The following is a 16,001-nucleotide window of genomic DNA, read 5'->3' as shown; positions in this document are numbered from 1 at the left end:
CGGGCGATACCGCCGGCGCGGGCGGCGTGGCGCGGGCCGTGGCGATGGAGCCGGCGATCAGGGCGAGGGCGAACGGAAGGGCGAGTCGGCGCATGTCGAATCGTTTCAGGAGAGGCGCCGGCTATCGTAGCAGCGGCGCATGACGGCGCGGCGCGTCATCGCCGCGAACGGAACGTCAGCCGCGCGACGAGCGGCCCGTAGAGTTTGGCGACGAGATACAGCAGGCCCATTGCGACGACGTCGGCGGTCAGGCCGAGCTTCACGTCGAGATAGCCTTCGGTCGCCTGGTAGAGCACCGAATCGACCGCGAGCGAGATGGCGGTGCCCGCGACGAAGCACAGCAGCCCCTGCCGGCCGATCGTGCCGATCCACGGCATCGCGTGTGCGACCTTCTTCATCCAGCCGAGGTGCACGAGCTTGGCCGCGAGCCACGCAATCGCGAGGAAGTTCGCGAGCCGCAGCGCGCCGAGGTTCTGCTTGATCGACGGATCGGTCGGGAACGGCTCGATGCGCAGCCGGTAGTACGCGCCGGCCGCGACGATCGCGAGTGCCGCGGCCGTCAGCAGCCAGCCCTGCGGCTTCGGCGCGAGCGTCTGGTAGACGGGCTGGCAGCGCGCGATCACGCCGAACACGAACAGGAACTGCCACGCGAACGGATTGAAGTCCCACGGCGCGCCTTCGACGGTCGGCAAAAAGCGCGCGACGTGCGGCGCCGCGACCCACAGCGACCCGCTGAACGCGAGCAGCAGCCACGGCTGCGTGCGTGCGAGCGGCAGCGCGAGCGGGACGAGCAGCGCGAAGAACGCGTACATCGGCAGCACCGACGCCAGGTAAGGCTGGCGGCGGAACAGCAGGATGTCGCGCAGCGCGGCGAGCGGCTTGTGAAGCAGGCCGTCGAGATCGTTGGTCGGCATGTTCGGGCCGTCGATCGCGAACGCGTTCAGCGCGGCCGTGATCAGCAGCATCAGGCCGGCCGTCACGAGGAACGCACGGTAGATCTCGAACGCGCGCCGGATGAAGCGCTGGCGCGCGGCGGCTTCATCGTGCCGCTCGGCGAGCGAGTTGTACGCGATCGCGGTGGCGAAGCCGCCGAGGAACACGAAGACTTCGGCCGCGTCGCACAGCGCGTACGCGTGCAGCGTGACGCGCGACAGGATGCTGCCGCCGATGTGGTCGACGACGATGACGAGCAGCACGAGGCCGCGGAAGAAATCGAGCTCGGCGTAGCGGCCGGCCCGGGCCGGTGCGGTCATCGGACCGCCTCCCGGCGCGGGCCGCGGGCGCGGCCGGCATGCGCCGCGCATGAATCGGGGTGAAGCATGACTTCGTGAAGAAATGACGAACGGATGCGCATTGTGCCACCGATGTGGCGCACACCGGGTTTACGCGGATGGTCGTCCGTCCTGCCGCTGCCGATAAGCCGGGTCAGGCAGTCTGCGCATCGGGGCAGTTGGACGAGCGCAACGGTTTGCGCCGGGTTCACTTACCCCGATGGACGGACGGTTTGCGACGTGACACCATTTTGACCTCACGCGGCCGCACACCGCGTCGTCCGCCCTGCGGGCCACACATACAACAGACCAAACATTCGCCGGGCGCTCGACCATGCCCGGCCCCCGGCTCCGGAGATCCGTCATGAAGAAGCACGTCATTTTTACCGCCGCGCTGGCCGCTTTTGCCGCGCCGGTCTTCGCCCAGAACAGCGTGACGCTGTACGGTGTGATCGACGAAGGCTTCAATTACACGAACAACGTGAACGTCAATGGGGTCGGAAAATCGAATTACCAGCTCGCGAGCGGCTATGCGCAGGGCAGCCGCTGGGGCCTGAAGGGCAGCGAGGATCTCGGCGGCGGGCTGAAGGCGATCTTCACGCTGGAAAACGGTTTTGACGTGAACAACGGCCGGCTCGGCCAGGGCGGCCGCATGTTCGGCCGCCAGGCGTTCGTCGGGCTGAGCGCGCCGCGCTTCGGCACGCTGACCTTCGGCCGCCAGTACGACTCGGTGGTCGACTATCTCGCGCCGCTCACCGCCAACGGCAACTGGGGCGGCACGCTGTTCTCGCACCCGTTCGACAACGACAACACGGACAACTCGTTCCGCGTCAACAACACGGTCAAGTATGCGAGCGCTGACTGGAACGGCCTGACGTTCGGCGGCACGTACAGCTTCAGCAACAGCACCGGCTTCTCGAACAACCGTCAGTACAGCCTCGGCGCGCAGTACTCGCTGGCCGGGCTGCAGGTTGCGGCTGCGTACCTGCAGGCGAACAACCCGGGTGTCGGCAGCGCGGGCGCGATCTCGGCGGACGACGCGAACTTCGTCGCCGAGCGCCTGCGGATCTTCGGCGGCGGCATCAACTACACGTTCGGCCCGGCCACGGTCGGCTTCGTCTACACGAAGACGGACGTGAAGAACCCGGTGTCGACCGTCTACCTGCCGGCTTCGACGTTCGCCGGCCTCGGGCTGACCGCGACGAAGTTCCAGAACTTCGAGATCAACGGCAAGTACCAGCTCACGCCCGATTTCTATCTCGGTGCGCAATACGTGTACACGGACGGCAAGTACGATGCCGCGGCCGGGTCGTTCAAGCCGAAATACCACACGGTCGGCCTGATGGCCGACTACAGCCTGTCGAAGCGCACCGACGTGTACCTGCAGGGCGCATGGCAGAAGGTGGCCGGCGACAAGACCGGCACGGCGGCCGACGGCGGTTACGTGGTCGGCACGGACGGCCCGTCGGCGTCGTCGAACCAGTTCGCGGTGCGCGCCGCGATCCGCCACAAGTTCTAAGGTTCTGGGCGGGCGGTGCCGGGGCGAGTGCGCCGGCGCCTGCCGTCAATCCGCCCGGGGCGTGGCGCCGAGCGTTTCCGCGAGCCAGTCGACGAAGATCCGCACGCGCGGCGCGAGATGCCGGCCGGTCGGAAACACCACCGACACGGGCAGCGGCTCGGCATTCCATTCCGGCAGCACCTCGACCAGCGAGCCGTCGGCGAGCAGCGGCCCGAGCCCTTCGCGCGGCGCCTGGATCAGCCCGAGGCCCGCGAGACAGCACGCGAGATACGCCTGCGAGCTGTTGACCGACACGACGCTGCGCATCTTGACGGCGTGCAGCTGGCCCGAATCCATATCCGCATATTCCCAGTCCAGCTCGCGGCCCGTGCGGCTCGAGAAATAGCCGACCGCGACGTGGTCCGGCAGCTCGTCCGGTGAGCGCGGCGTGCCGTGCCGCTCGAGATACGCGGGCGCCGCGCAGTTGATCTGCGCCAGTTCGCCGATGCGCCGCGCGACGAGCGACGTATCGGACATCGCACCCACCCGCACCGCGCAGTCGATGCCGTCGGCGACGAGGTCGACGAAGCGGTCGGTCGTGCCGATCACCACGCGCAGGTCGGGGTAGCGCGCGTGGAAACCCGGTAGCGCCGGAATCACCTGGTTCAGTGCGAAGCGCTCGGGCAGGTCGACGCGGATCGCGCCGCGCGGCATCGTGCCGGCATCCTCGAACAGCGTTTCCGCATCGTCCAGGTCGGCCAGCAGCCGCATGCAGCGCTCGTAATAGGTCGCGCCTTCGGCCGTCAGTGCGACGCGCCGCGTCGTGCGCTGCAGCAGGCGGACCTTCAGGTGCTTTTCCAGATACTGGACGGCGTTGCTGACCGTCGGGCGCGGCAGTTGCAGCTGTTCGGCCGCTTTCGTGAAGCTGCCGAGATGGGCGACGCGCGCGAAGATGCGCATTGCTTGCAGATGATCCATGCGGGGCGGGTGCGTGGGTGGAGGGGGCAGGCTCCATTGTTAATCAGCGTCGAATGGTTTGGTTGAGTGTTTCGCGTTTATCGCGTGTCGCGATGCGTCCAGAATCCGGCCTGTTCATTCATCACTCAAGGAAACGGACATGGAAACGCGTGAACTGGGCCGCACGGGCCCGCGGGTGTCGGCCATCGCGCTTGGCTGCATGGGGATGTCGGACTTCTACGGGCCGGCCGATCGCGACGAAAGCATCGCGACGCTGCACACGGCGCTCGACCACGGCATCACGATGCTCGACACCGGCGATTTCTACGGGATGGGCGACAACGAGATGCTGATCCGCGATGCGCTGCGCGGCCGGGCGCGCGACCAGGTGCTGATCAGCGTGAAATTCGGCGCGCTGCGCGATCCGTCCGGCGGGTTTGCCGGCTACGACGCACGGCCGGTGGCGATCCGCAACTTCGTCGCGTACTCGCTGAAACGGCTCGGCACCGACTACATCGACATCTACCGGCCGGCGCGCGTCGATCCGGCGGTGCCGATCGAGGAGACGATCGGCGCGATCGCCGATCTCGTGAAGGCCGGGTACGTACGCCACATCGGCCTGTCGGAAGCCGGCGTCGACACGATCCGCCGCGCGGCGGCCGTCGCGCCGATCTCCGACCTGCAGATCGAGTATTCGCTGCTGTCGCGCGGCATCGAGGCCGGGATCCTGCCCGCGTGCCGCGAACTCGGGATCGGCGTGACGGCCTACGGCGTGCTGTCGCGCGGGCTGCTGGGCGGACGCTGGAGCACGGCGCGGGAAGGCGAGCGCGATTTTCGCGGGGCGAGCCCGCGCTTCCAGGGCGAGAACCTCGCGCACAACCTCGCGCTCGTCGACGCGCTGCGTGCGATCGCCGACGAGAAGGGCAGCAACCCGGCGCAGGTCGCGATCGCGTGGGCGCTGTCGCGCGGCGGCGATATCGTGCCGCTGATCGGCGCGCGCAAGCGCACGCAGCTTCAGGATGCGCTGCAGGCGGCAGAGATGCAACTAACGGTCAATGACATCGCTCGCATCGAAGCGGCGGTTCCCGCCGGGGCGGCTGCCGGTGAGCGTTATCCGGCCGCACAGATGGCGCACCTCGATAGCGAGCAGGGGCAGGGGTCATCTCACGGGGACTGATCGGCCCGGGATCGTTTTTTGTGTCGGAGCAGGCCCGGTATTCGGCTCGAATCCGGGGGCCGGGCGGGGTTCGGCAACCCGGATGGTGGTGCATGGCCGGCGCCGCCCGGGTTGACACCGGCGGCGCGTGTTTCGCCGGCTCGCGCGCGACGGCACCCCGGCACCCCGGCACCCCGGCACCCCGGCACCCCGACACCCCGACACAATCACGCCACCGCCCCATCCGGCAAGCCCTAGCCAGCCTCAGGCAAAGCCAGATGGCGGGCGGCGCGATCGAGGTTCACCATCGGCGCCGTACTCAACCGGACGGAATGCCTTTCATGCACATTCATACGCTGACGATCATCGCGGTGGTTTTCCTGCTGGCCGGCGCGGTCAAGGGGATGATCGGGCTCGGGCTGCCGACGATCGCGATGGGGCTGCTGACGCTCGCGATGCCGCCGTCGGCCGCCGCGAGCCTGCTGCTCGTGCCGTCATTCATCACCAACGTGTGGCAGTTATGGCTCGGCCCGTCGTTCGGGCCGCTGCTGCGTCGCCTGTGGCCGCTCCTCGTCGGCCTGACGATCGGCACGCTGACGGGCGGGCTGCCCGCACTCGCGGCCGGAAGCACCTGGACGCATGCGGCGCTCGGCGTGGTGCTGATCCTCTACGGGCTGTGGGGGCTGGCCGCCGCGCGGCTGCCCGCGCCGGGCCGCCATGAAAAATGGCTGTCGGCCGTGGTCGGCTACCTGACGGGTGTCGTGACGGCCGCGACCGGCGTGTTCGTCGTGCCGGCCGTGCCGTACCTGCAGGCGCTGCGGCTGTCGAAGGACGACCTGATCCAGGCGCTCGGGCTGTCGTTCACCGCATCGACGATCGTGCTCGGCCTGCAGTTGCGCGTGACGGGCGCGCTGGAGACGGTCGATCTCGGCGTGTCGGCGCTCGCGCTCGTGCCGGCGCTGGCGGGCATGGCCGGGGGGCAGTATGCGCGCCGCGTGATGAGCGAGAAGGCGTTCAAGCGCTGCTTCTTCGTCGGGCTGATCGCGCTCGGCGCGTATATGGCGGCGTCGGGGTGGCTGTGAGCGGGCCTCGCTGGCGAGCGTGATGCCCGCCCGCTGTCCGTGACGCTCCCGAAGCCGGTTTCGACAGCAACCGGCTTCGGGAGCATTCACCGGACGCGGGTCACACAGCTCAGGCCGGGTCGGCGTACTTCAGCGTCCACCCGAACGTGCGGGTCGCGCCCGCGCCGAGTGCAAACGGCTTCGTCGTACAGGCGAAGTTCGAATGCAGCTGACCGATCGGCGTCGTCGACAGCGGATTCGTCGTGCCGTTCGCCGTGTCGAAGGCGGACAGCGCGCAGTTGTCGAACCCGGACGCCGCATAGCCGGTCGCGGCGCTGTTCGCGTACGTGACCGACACCCCGTCGCCATTCGCCTGCGTCGATGCGAAATCCGCGAACGACGTGAAGTCCGTCTCGACCGACAGGTTGCCGGTGAGCGTGCCCGTACTCAGCGTGTCGCTGCGTGCGACCGAGCCGTGCGCGAACGTCAGCACCGTATGCACCTGCAGGTCGAGATCGGTCGTGTATGCCGCGTTCTTCGACGCGAGCCGGAACTTCGCGGTATCGAACGACACGATCACCTGGCCGTTGCTTTGCTGGACGTTCAGGTTCTTGTAGTACGTGACGGGAATGTAGGTCTTCCCGTTGTACGACACCTGCGGCACCAACAGCGCGTAGCCGAGATCGGTCGTGCCGTAGATCAGCTTGTCGGAGAACGGCACCGGGTAGTACGGCGTGTACGAGTTGTAGTCGGGCGCCTGGCTGAGGTTCAGGTTGATCACGCGCCGGCCGTCGCGCACGGTGACGAGCGCCGCACTGTACGGATGCGCGGTGTCGCCCGGCTGGTTGTACCAGGTGAGCGTGTAGTGCGGCAGCGCGTCGAGCCACGTGTTGTAGTCCGCATCGGCCATCGGCGTCTTGCCGCCGAAGCCGAGCTTGTTCCACCACGCGTTCACGTACAGGTACTGGTGCAGCAGGCTGAAGTTCTCGCCCATCACGCGTGGCTTGCCGCGATACGCGTCCGTGCCGCGGCCCTTGACCCACATGTTCACCGACGGCGTTGGCAGCGACGGGTCGTACCAGTAGGTGTCGAACCGGTGCGCGGCCTGGTAGATGAATGCATACGCAACCTGTTTCTCCTGGTCGGTCAGCACGCCGGCATTGGCCGCGGCGGTCAGCACTTCCATGAACGCCGAATCGCCGTACGGGCCGATCGAGCGGCCGTAGTTGAAGCCCTGGCCGTTCGCGTTCAACTGCGGCAGGATCAGGTCGACCGACTTGCGCAGATAGCCCTTCAGCTCGGGGGTGAGGTTCGCCTCGTTGCCCATCTCGAACGTGCGCTCGGTCACTTCGCCGATCAGCAGCGTGCTGTAGCGGTCGAAGCGCGCCTGGTCATAGTAGGTCGTGTGCGTGTTCGACGCTTCGTCCGAGAACCCGCCCGACGAGTCGTTGCGGATATGGTTCGTGAGCGTGTACAGCAGCGCATCGCGCGCGCCCATCGTCGCGACCGACGGATCGGTCTTCGAGGCAAACGACGGGCTGCTCCAGCCGAGCTTCTGGCGCAGCCCCGCAATTCCGTAGGACACCGCATAGTAGTTCTGCGCGGTGTTGAGCGATGCGATGTCGATCGGCGTGCCGGCCGCGGGGCACGTATCGGTCTTGCCGCTCGCATCGGGGCCGAACATGTCGCAGAAGGTGAGCCGCTGCTGCAGTGTCGCGAGCATCGCGTCGCTGAAGACTTCGTTGAGCATCCCGTGCGCCTTCAGGTTGTTCAGCGCGACGAGGTAGTAGTACTCGCCCCACGACGTATTCGCATACGTGTAGTTGCTGCCCGACTGCGCCATCATCGCGGTCGTGATCGTCTGGTACGTCGCGAGGTAGCTCGCGTACTGCGGATCGTTCTTCGACTTCATGTCGATCAGGATGTACGACAGGCCGAGCGCGAGCTTGCCCGGCAGGAATTTGTCGCCGGTGTTCGTGTCGAGCACGTGGACCGGCGTGCCGTCGCCGAGGTCCATCACGACTTGCGTGAAGTCGGGCGATTTCCGGATCAGGTCGAACAGCGCGCGCATCTGGCCCATCATCGTGACCGGAATGGTCGTGCCGGCCGGCACGCTGGTGTCGGGCGCGCCGTAGACGAGCGCCTGCAGCGAGTTCGACGCGAGCGACGGTGTCGTGGACGGGGGCGGCGAAGATGACGGCGGCGTATCGGTCACGTCGTTGCCGCCGCAGGCGCTGACGAACAGGACGGAAAGGGCGCTGAGCGCGGCGCCGAGCGCGAATCTGCTGCGCGGATGCATTGTGTCTCCAGTTTTGAATAATGATGAAGGCCGGGCGGGTGTGGCCGTTGCCGCGCTCGATGCCCGTACCTGGCCGCCGTCCTGCAACCCTGATCCCTGAAGACGGACGGCCTGAATCACCTGTCGAGCGGGCAAGCGTTCTCCCTGCACGGGCCGTGACCGGCGTCGCGCGGATGCGATGGAAAACGTTTTCCAAATTTAGGCAGCGATCGGCGTGATGTCAATGAACTTTCACGCCGGACGGGGCGGGAGAAACCCGGATAGTGGAACGGAGGGAGTGGTGCGTGAGATTGGGATGTCGCGGAAATTACCGGGATTTTTTACGGATGAGATGAGGTTGAGGCGTGGGATGTCGACGCGGAAGCGGCGAGCAGAAGGGCTAGACGGCGATGCGCGCTCGCCGGAGATTGAGAGAAAACGTTATCCATAAGGATCGGTGTGAATTCGACGGACATCGGGGCGCGAGGGCGACAGGCAGCCAGGCCGTTCCGGCAAGACTAAAGCTGTGCCTCGATCGCCGCCTTGTCGATCACCGACCAGACCTGGCAGATCTTGCCGTCATGAAATTCGTAGAACACGTTCTCGCAGAACCTGACTTTCCGGCCGTCGACGGCGAGCCCCATGAACGTCCCGCTCGGCGAACATGCGAAGCGAAGCCGGCATGCGATGCGCGGCGGCTCGCACACGAGCAGCTGGATGTCGAAACGGAGATCGGGAATGTCGCGGAAGTCCTGTTCCAGCATCGCGCGATAACCGGCGAGGCCGAGCGGTCGGTCATTGTGGATCACGTCGGCGCAGACGTATTCGTCGAGCGCCGGCCAGTCTTGCCGGTTCAGACAGTCGATGTAGGCGCGGTAGCGGGTGGCAAGATCGGTGTCGGTCATCGTTGCTTGTCCTGGGGTATCGACGGGCGGTGTGGCGTATCGCGCCGCGGCGAACAGCGACGCCCTAGCGGGTTTGTCCGTGGCGGTTTTCCCGGTCGGTCGCATGCGGCAGCTTCAGCGCGTCGAGTATCCGGCATTCGACGGCCGGCCAGTCGCGGTCGCCGTTTTCGATCGACAGCTTGTCGAGCGGCAACTGATCGAACAGTGCATCGGTCAGTCGACGGTAGTCGCGGTACAGCGCGATCAGCCCGTCGAGACCGGTGAACCCGCGCCGCACGCAGTACGGCGCGGCCAGTTTCCAGCGAGTCTGATAGGCGACCCAATCGTCGCCGCGCTCGGCACAGACAGTGCGGATGGCTGCGTCGATGTCGCGCTGCCAGAAGTAGATGACCAGCGGCGCGAGCGGAGCTATCGTGCGGGCGAGTTCGCGCACGTACGTTTCGATCAGTGCCGGGTCGCCTTCCATCAGGAGCAGGTGGGTCAGGTCGCCGTGAAAGAGTTGCCCGTCCAGCACGGTTATCGTGTTGCCGCGCAGCGCGTCGGCGACGAACGTCGCCCATCGCGCGAGCGCGCGCCCGGCAAGTTGCGCGGCCGTTGCGTCGCGCCAGGGCTCGAACCAGTGTTCGAGTTCGTCGGTGGCCCGCACGGGATGAGGTGCGGTCCGTTCGTGAATCGCCACGGCGTCGCGTCCGGCGACCGTCAGGTGCTCGGCGATGAAGCGCATCGCGGTCGACTTGCCGGAACCCATCACGCCCTCGACGATCACCAGCCGGCGAGCAGGAACGAGGGAAGAGTCGCGGGTGGCGGGCATCGTGTCGGAGCGGGTGGATGCATGGAAACCTGTACGAGGCTTAATTTCGCAAACAAGACGCGAACTACTCTGCTCCATCCGGTGAGTATTCCGGACGGTGGTGCGTACCTGCTGATGCACACGGTGTGCATGACGCGGTTGGGTGTTCCGCGAGATCCCGGTTGCATCAGTCTTGATTCATCAGGTACCTGCCGAATGGTCGAAGATGAGGCATGTGGTGCTTGCATGCGCATACAGCTTGCCGTCCGGCCCGACAATGCGCCCCTCAGCCGTGGCCACTTGCCGCCCGACATGAATCACTTTGCCTTCCGCTCGCACGATGGGTACTTGATCATTCAGGGCGCGCACCATGTTTACCTTGAGCTCCAGCGTGGTGTAGCCCTTGCCGGCGGGCAGCATCGTGTGCACTGCGCAGCCTACTGCGGAGTCGAGCAACGTGGCAAACCAGCCGCCATGCACGGTGCCGAGCGGGTTGTAGTGGCGGCGCTGCGGTCGCCCCTGGAAGATTGCCGTGCCAGGCTCCATGTGGATTGGCAGGAAATCCATCGGTTCGCCGATCGGCGGCGGTGCCAGTTCTCCTGCGAAGATTGCCTCGAACATCTCCATCCCCGAGCGGGCAAAGACTTGCCCCTTGGGGTCTGCATCAGGCGCAATCAGGCGTGCGCGTACTCTCGCTTCGTCTGCATCCCACCGAGCCATCGTCTCATTTGCATCCACAGACATCTTCCTTCTCCAAAGATCATAAAGTAGACAACACTTGTAGATACAATACTTGCAGGTACAATATTCTGCATGAAGAATATCACCAAGCCAACGGGATGCACCAACCTGAAGTTGCGCCAGCTCACTCGAGTCGTGACGCGCCACTACGATCACTATGTCACCGAGACGGGGCTCAAGAGCACTCAGTACGCGTTGCTCACGTATGTGGTCAAGGTTGGCCCCGTCCAGCCAGGCGATCTGGCTCGACACATGAAGATGGACGCGTCGACGTTGACGCGTAACCTGCAGCCGTTGACCGCGCAGGGCTACCTGGAGCTTCGCGCGGGTAAGGACGCGCGTAGCCGCTTGGTCGACGCAACGGCGGAAGGTCGTGCCAAACAGGCCGAAGCTCAGCGCGCCTGGAAAGCAGCGCAGGTAGCACTCAATAAGCGGTTGGGCGACGAACGCGTTGCCGCGTTGCACGACCTGCTCGACGGGTGCATTGCATGTCTCGATGAAACCCCTTCTGCGGATATCCCGCACTGACCTTGTGCGAGCAGACTCGTCTGCGCCATCGGATCAGTCCGGCACCGCATCGTTCTTGCCGTACAAGGTCGAGAACTTGCCAAGAAGGCTCGAGGATGTGTTTTCGGATAGTTTTCGTGAACTGACGGAGCACGTGATCATTCCGTGACAGGTTTAACTTCAAACAGGATGTCGATATGACCCAAGCACTGTTCTCGCCGTTGCGCCTTGGCCCGTTCGCACTCGCCCATCGCGTGGTGATGGCTCCGCTCACACGCATGCGCGCTGCCGAACCCGGCAACACCCCGCATGCACTGAACGTGGAGTACTACCGTCAGCGTGCCACGGACGGCGGCCTGATCATCACCGAAGGCTCGCAAATTTCACCAACAGGTCAGGGGATGCCCGCGACACCGGGTATCCACAGTCCGGAACAGGTCGAAGGGTGGAAGGCGGTTACGCAAGCGGTGCATGCCAAAGGTGGCCTGATATTCATGCAGCTCTGGCACGTAGGTCGCATCTCGCATTCGTCGCTCTTGAATGGCGAGCAACCGGTCGCTCCCTCTGCGATCGCGGCGCCGGGCAATGCATTTACTGCCACGTTCGAGAGGGTGCCGTTTGAGATCCCGAGGGCGCTGGACACAAAGGAAATTGCTTCGCTGGTCGACGACTATGCGCAGGCAGCGCGCAACGCACTCGAAGCCGGATTCGACGGTGTGGAGATTCATGGCGCCAACGGCTACCTGCTTGAACAGTTTTTGCAAAGCCGGAGCAATCACCGTACAGATGCATACGGCGGCTCGATCGAAAACCGGTGCCGCATCGTGCTAGAGGTGGCCGAGGCCGTGTCGGCTGTATTCGGGGCCGACCGCGTCGGCATCCGCCTGTCTCCTTTTGGCGTAGCCAATGGCAGTGGAGAAGACGCGCCACTGCCGCTGTATTCCCATCTCATCGAACACCTGGCGCGCCTGGACCTCGCGTATCTGCATCTGATCGAACCTCGGGCGAGTGGCGCGGGGCAGGCCGACGTCGACCACCAGAACGTACCATTCGCTTCAGAGTTGTTCCGTCCGCACTGGCCTAATGTATTGATCGCGGCCGGAAACTACACTCCGGCCACCGCGGGGGCAGTGATCGGAGCGGGGCGCGCGGATGCCGTCGCGTTTGGGCGTTTGTTCATCGCCAATCCCGATCTGCCCGAACGCGTACGCCTGGGCGCGAGCCTCAATGCCTACAACCGGCCAACTTTTTACGGCGGTGGCGCAGCCGGCTACACCGACTATCCGGCCTTGGGTGAGACTGCCGGTGCCTGAAACGTCAAGGCTCACGTGCCCTTGGCTTTAACGCCGCGGTCCCCGTTACAGTACGCGATGGTGGGGACCGTGCGGCCTCAAGGCCATAGCCGACCACGACCTCGGCCTATCAATTCGGTTCGCCGGAAAATGCGGTGCAAATACCCGCGCACAAAGAACATTCCTCTTGAATCCCGGTCGCTTCGACTGACGACGAAACGAGCGGGATGCCAATAACCGGCAGGTTACCGAGCCGTCGCGTCCCCCGACAAGAACGCAACGAACTCGCGCGTGTACTTCGGCAGCGCATCGAACGACCGCGCACACAGCTTCAGCCTGCGGTGGCTCCACGCATCGGACAGCTCGACGAGCCGCACGTCCATCGTCTGCATCGCGCGCTCGGCCGCATGGCGCGACACGATGCCGATGCCCACGCCGCTCGCGATCACGCGGCAGATCGCATCGAAACTCTTCAGTTGCACGCGATAGCGGATCCGCTTGCCGAGCGCGCGCGCCTGGTCGGCGAGATGCACCTGCAGTGCGCTGCCGTCGGTGAGGCCGATGAAGTCGGCATCGGCGATCGAGTCGAACGCGACCTTGCCGCGCGACGCGAGCGGATGCGCGGCCGGCACGACGACGATCAGCCAGTCCTCGCGGAACGGCTTCTGTTCGAGCCCGCCGAGCCCGACCGAATCGGCGACGATGCCGACCTCGGCCGTCTTGTTGCGGATCGCATGCACGATCTCCTGGCTCGAACGCTCCTCGACGCTGATCGACAGCTTCGGATGTAGCGGCAGGTAGTCGGCCAGCGCGTCGGGCAGGTATTCGCTCAGCGACGCCGTGTTGCACAGCAGCCTGATGTGCCCGCGCAGCCCCTGGCCGTATTGCTGCAGCTCGCCGCGCATGTGGTCGATCTGCTGCAGCACGGTGCGCGCGTGGTGTTCGAGCGCGCGGCCCGCATCGGTGGCCTGCGCGCCCGACTTGGTCCGGTGCAGCAGCGGCACGCCGAGCTCGTCCTCCATGCCGCGGATGCGCTCGCTCGCGGCCTGCAGCGTGATGTGGGTCCGCTCGGCGCCGCTCGTGATCGTGCCGGCCTCGCAGATGTTCAGGAAGAGCCGCAGGTCGGTCAGGTCGAAGCGCATGATGGGGGGCGATCGTATTGGAATGGCCGATAAGTTAGCAGGGAACGGCCGCCGAGGTCTCAGGCGCAGCTTGAGGCCCGATTCGCCGGTTCCGCATTTTCGGGGCGCGATCGATGGCGGATCATGGCCGCACATCAACCGGGGAGCCTGTCATGCGGATCGATCCGTCGTGGAGCGTGTCGTTCAAGATCGCGTTGCACGTGCTGTTCCTGTGCATCGGCATCGCGTGGGCCTGTTCCGAACTCGCCGCGTGGTTGCGTTGAACGTTGCGGCGGGTGCGCGCCGCCGTGGGCGGCGGTCGCCGCTTCGCATCTATTGAAACAAATTCGTCATAGTTTCTTGAGACGAAAATTCTTCCGCTTTCCTGCAAAAAGACCATCAAGTTTTTCTGAATCGGACCGTATTACCGGTAGTGAATGCCGGCCGGCGTCCGGTTCGTGATCGTTTGTCATCATTGTTTGCATCCGGTTACACGTCGGCCGTTCCGTTTTTGAGATGCTTGAAAGATTGTCAAACCGGAGTCGGATCGTCCATGAAAACGCGCGAGATTCACCGCAACGCGGCGTGGCTGCCAGGCCTGGCAGCCGTGCTCGTCATGGCCGGTTGTGCAAGCACGCAGTCCGTTCCGCCGAGCGACACGCTGGCGGGACAGCCGTCGCCGTCGAGCCAGCCCAGTGCTGCGCCGTCGGCCGCCACACCGCCGCCGGCGCCGATTCTCGTCGCGCAGAAGTACGTCGTGAAGCGCGGTGATACGCTGACGGGCATCGCGTCCTCGAACGGCTGCAGCATGGCCGACCTGCGCACCTGGAACAAGCTGGGCGCGAACGGCAGGCTGCGCATGGGGCAGGTGCTGCGCATCGTCAAGCCGCAGCCGTTGCCGCCGCCGGGCGCGGCCGGCACGCAGGTGGCCGCATCGTCGGCGTCGAGCAATGGCGCAGGGAGCAACGCGGCAGCCGCGCAGGCCACCGCGTCGAATGCGAGCGACCGACAGGTCGTCAAGGAAACGAAGCGGCATGCGGGCGGTGTCGCACTCAAGTGGCCCGCGAGCGGCAAGATCGTCGACGGGTTCCGGCCGGGGCAGAACCGCGGCATCCAGATCGCCGGCCGGCCGGGCGACCCGGTCCGCGCCGCGGCCGACGGCCGCGTGATGTACGCGGGCACCGGCCTGAACGATTACGGCAGCCTGATCATCGTCCAGCACAACGCGGATTTCCTGACCGCCTATGCGCACAACCGCAAGCTGCTCGTGAAGACCGGCGACATCGTGCGCCAGGGCGACGAGATCGCCGAGATGGGCGACCTCGACAACTCGCGTGTCGCGCTGCTGTTCGAAGTGCGGCGCGACGGCAAGCCGGTCAATCCGATGCCGTATCTGCCTTCGTCGCAAGGGTGAAGCAGGGCCGTTTCGCTGGAACGTGGCGGCGGTCGCTGCTACGCTAGGGTCTGTTCATGCGAGTCCCGCGCTTCGCGGGGCCGACGGTCGTCTTTCGGGGATGCGCGGCGTATGCCGTCGCGAGCCGGCCGCCGGCGTGAACGGGTGCGCTTCTTCAGGGCGCGCCCGCGTTGCTTCGTGCCACCGATTCCGACAGAACACACCACATTCATGGAACACTCTCCGACACGCCGCTCGCTGTTGCTTGCCGCCGTTGCCGCGCCGTTCGTTGCAGCGTGCAGCTCCGCGCCGGTCGCCGACCAGGGGCGCGCCCATGCCGCCCAGGCTGAATTGACCGCGCTCGAGAAGGCTTCGAATGGCCGGCTCGGCGTCGCCGCGCTCGATACGTCGAACGGCGTGCGCATCGCGCACCATGCGCGCGAGCGCTTCCCGCTGTGCGGCACCTATGCGGTCGTCGCGGCTGCCGCGATGCTCGCGCGCGGCTCGCTCGACGCGTCGCTGCTGCCGCGCCGCATCCTGTACCGCCGCTATGAAATCGTGTCGGGCTCGCCGATCACGGAAAGCCACGTCGACACGGGCATGACGATCGAGCAGCTGTGCGTCGCGATGCTGCAGTCGGGCGACAAGGGCGCCGGCAACCTGCTGATGGGTGTGCTCGGCGGCCCGCAGGCGGTCACGGCGTTCGCGCGCGCGAGCGGCGCCACGTCGTTCCGCCTCGATCACTGGGAACCCGAACTGAACAACGCGGCGCCCGGCGACGAACGCGATACTTCGACGCCGGTCGAGATGGTCGACACGCTGCAGCGGCTGCTGCTCGGCAACACGCTGCAGGAGCCGCAGCGCACGCAGCTGACGGAATGGATGGTCGGCGGCGCACGCGGCGCGACCGGCATCGCGGCGGGCGTGCCGCCCGGCTGGCGCATCGCGGACAAGGCCGGCACGGGCAGTTACGGCACGACGACCGACGTCGCGGTGCTGTGGCCGCCGTCGCGTGCGCCGATCGTGATGGC

Annotated in this window: 14 protein-coding genes; 7 read left to right on the top strand and 7 right to left on the bottom strand. The window is 66.0% G+C overall.

Annotation, left to right across the window (positions count from 1 at the left end; all coding sequences use genetic code 11):
- Nucleotides 1-155 precede the first annotated feature (155 nt).
- Nucleotides 156-1,253, bottom strand: a complete 1,098-nt coding sequence (locus tag G3N99_RS19970; RefSeq protein ID WP_174937543.1) for an OpgC domain-containing protein — start codon at nt 1,251-1,253, stop codon at nt 156-158.
- A gap of 382 nt (nt 1,254-1,635) precedes the next feature.
- Here G3N99_RS19970 and G3N99_RS19965 point away from each other — a divergent pair, with 382 nt between their 5' ends.
- Nucleotides 1,636-2,790, top strand: coding sequence for a porin (locus G3N99_RS19965; protein WP_174937541.1), 1,155 nt, complete (start codon nt 1,636-1,638; stop codon nt 2,788-2,790).
- Between the two features lie 45 nt (nt 2,791-2,835).
- Here G3N99_RS19965 and G3N99_RS19960 read toward each other — a convergent pair whose 3' ends face one another.
- A complete protein-coding gene (locus G3N99_RS19960) occupies nt 2,836-3,747 on the bottom strand; it encodes a LysR family transcriptional regulator (protein ID WP_174937539.1) in 912 nt (303 codons plus the stop codon).
- Nucleotides 3,748-3,886: 139 nt separating this feature from the next.
- Between G3N99_RS19960 and G3N99_RS19955 the strand changes: the two genes are divergently transcribed.
- Both G3N99_RS19955 and G3N99_RS19950 read left to right on the top strand, forming a co-directional pair.
- Nucleotides 3,887-4,903 (top strand): aldo/keto reductase, encoded by a 1,017-nt coding sequence (locus tag G3N99_RS19955; protein WP_206123266.1) that lies wholly within the window; start codon nt 3,887-3,889, stop codon nt 4,901-4,903.
- 320 nt (nt 4,904-5,223) lie between these two features.
- The gene (locus G3N99_RS19950; protein ID WP_174937535.1) at nt 5,224-5,964 is read left to right on the top strand and encodes a sulfite exporter TauE/SafE family protein; all 741 of its coding nucleotides are present in this window, start codon (nt 5,224-5,226) and stop codon (nt 5,962-5,964) included.
- A 109-nt stretch (nt 5,965-6,073) separates the two neighbouring features.
- On the opposite strand, the gene G3N99_RS19945 is transcribed toward G3N99_RS19950, so the two are convergent.
- The 4 genes from G3N99_RS19945 to G3N99_RS19930 all read right to left on the bottom strand — a co-directional run bounded on the left by G3N99_RS19945 (nt 6,074) and on the right by G3N99_RS19930 (nt 10,660).
- A complete protein-coding gene (locus tag G3N99_RS19945; protein ID WP_206123265.1) occupies nt 6,074-8,242 on the bottom strand; it encodes a hypothetical protein in 2,169 nt (722 codons plus the stop codon).
- A 497-nt stretch (nt 8,243-8,739) separates the two neighbouring features.
- Entirely contained in the window at nt 8,740-9,126 is a 387-nt protein-coding gene (locus tag G3N99_RS19940; RefSeq protein ID WP_206123264.1) for an ester cyclase, read from the bottom strand.
- Nucleotides 9,127-9,190: 64 nt separating this feature from the next.
- Nucleotides 9,191-9,937 carry a hypothetical protein gene (locus G3N99_RS19935; protein WP_241011750.1) on the bottom strand — a complete coding sequence of 249 codons (747 nt, stop codon included), beginning with the start codon at nt 9,935-9,937 and terminating at the stop codon, nt 9,191-9,193.
- A 180-nt stretch (nt 9,938-10,117) separates the two neighbouring features.
- Nucleotides 10,118-10,660 carry a PaaI family thioesterase gene (locus G3N99_RS19930; protein ID WP_206123262.1) on the bottom strand — a complete coding sequence of 181 codons (543 nt, stop codon included), beginning with the start codon at nt 10,658-10,660 and terminating at the stop codon, nt 10,118-10,120.
- Between the two features lie 69 nt (nt 10,661-10,729).
- On the opposite strand from G3N99_RS19930, the gene G3N99_RS19925 reads away from it, so the two are divergent.
- Entirely contained in the window at nt 10,730-11,185 is a 456-nt protein-coding gene (locus G3N99_RS19925; protein WP_206123261.1) for a MarR family winged helix-turn-helix transcriptional regulator, read from the top strand.
- 176 nt (nt 11,186-11,361) lie between these two features.
- The gene (locus tag G3N99_RS19920) at nt 11,362-12,477 is read left to right on the top strand and encodes an alkene reductase (RefSeq protein WP_206123260.1); all 1,116 of its coding nucleotides are present in this window, start codon (nt 11,362-11,364) and stop codon (nt 12,475-12,477) included.
- Nucleotides 12,478-12,701: 224 nt separating this feature from the next.
- Here the strand turns inward: G3N99_RS19920 and G3N99_RS19915 are convergent, their stop codons facing one another.
- Nucleotides 12,702-13,598, bottom strand: a complete 897-nt coding sequence (locus G3N99_RS19915; protein WP_206123259.1) for a LysR substrate-binding domain-containing protein — start codon at nt 13,596-13,598, stop codon at nt 12,702-12,704.
- A gap of 532 nt (nt 13,599-14,130) precedes the next feature.
- Between G3N99_RS19915 and G3N99_RS19910 the strand changes: the two genes are divergently transcribed.
- Nucleotides 14,131-14,991 carry a peptidoglycan DD-metalloendopeptidase family protein gene (locus G3N99_RS19910; RefSeq protein WP_206123258.1) on the top strand — a complete coding sequence of 287 codons (861 nt, stop codon included), beginning with the start codon at nt 14,131-14,133 and terminating at the stop codon, nt 14,989-14,991.
- Between the two features lie 210 nt (nt 14,992-15,201).
- Nucleotides 15,202-16,001, top strand: an 800-nt coding sequence (bla, locus tag G3N99_RS19905) for a class A beta-lactamase (protein ID WP_206123257.1), incomplete at its 3' end; no start/stop codon positions are given.

It is taken from the genome of Burkholderia sp. Ac-20392, from assembly GCF_017104585.1.
Lineage (GTDB): Bacteria > Pseudomonadota > Gammaproteobacteria > Burkholderiales > Burkholderiaceae > Burkholderia > Burkholderia lata.
This window is presented reverse-complemented; position numbering and strand designations above follow the sequence as displayed.

What these genes read in the sequence shown, in the direction of transcription:
- G3N99_RS19970 (WP_174937543.1), bottom strand. Translation starts at nt 1,253, where the DNA reads ATGACCGCACCGGCCCGGGCCGGCCGCTACGCCGAGCTCGATTTCTTC.
- G3N99_RS19965 (WP_174937541.1), top strand. Translation starts at nt 1,636, where the DNA reads ATGAAGAAGCACGTCATTTTTACCGCCGCGCTGGCCGCTTTTGCCGCG.
- G3N99_RS19960 (WP_174937539.1), bottom strand. Translation starts at nt 3,747, where the DNA reads ATGGATCATCTGCAAGCAATGCGCATCTTCGCGCGCGTCGCCCATCTC.
- G3N99_RS19955 (WP_206123266.1), top strand. Translation starts at nt 3,887, where the DNA reads ATGGAAACGCGTGAACTGGGCCGCACGGGCCCGCGGGTGTCGGCCATC.
- G3N99_RS19950 (WP_174937535.1), top strand. Translation starts at nt 5,224, where the DNA reads ATGCACATTCATACGCTGACGATCATCGCGGTGGTTTTCCTGCTGGCC.
- G3N99_RS19945 (WP_206123265.1), bottom strand. Translation starts at nt 8,242, where the DNA reads ATGCATCCGCGCAGCAGATTCGCGCTCGGCGCCGCGCTCAGCGCCCTT.
- G3N99_RS19940 (WP_206123264.1), bottom strand. Translation starts at nt 9,126, where the DNA reads ATGACCGACACCGATCTTGCCACCCGCTACCGCGCCTACATCGACTGT.
- G3N99_RS19935 (WP_241011750.1), bottom strand. Translation starts at nt 9,937, where the DNA reads ATGCCCGCCACCCGCGACTCTTCCCTCGTTCCTGCTCGCCGGCTGGTG.
- G3N99_RS19930 (WP_206123262.1), bottom strand. Translation starts at nt 10,660, where the DNA reads ATGTCTGTGGATGCAAATGAGACGATGGCTCGGTGGGATGCAGACGAA.
- G3N99_RS19925 (WP_206123261.1), top strand. Translation starts at nt 10,730, where the DNA reads ATGAAGAATATCACCAAGCCAACGGGATGCACCAACCTGAAGTTGCGC.
- G3N99_RS19920 (WP_206123260.1), top strand. Translation starts at nt 11,362, where the DNA reads ATGACCCAAGCACTGTTCTCGCCGTTGCGCCTTGGCCCGTTCGCACTC.
- G3N99_RS19915 (WP_206123259.1), bottom strand. Translation starts at nt 13,598, where the DNA reads ATGCGCTTCGACCTGACCGACCTGCGGCTCTTCCTGAACATCTGCGAG.
- G3N99_RS19910 (WP_206123258.1), top strand. Translation starts at nt 14,131, where the DNA reads ATGAAAACGCGCGAGATTCACCGCAACGCGGCGTGGCTGCCAGGCCTG.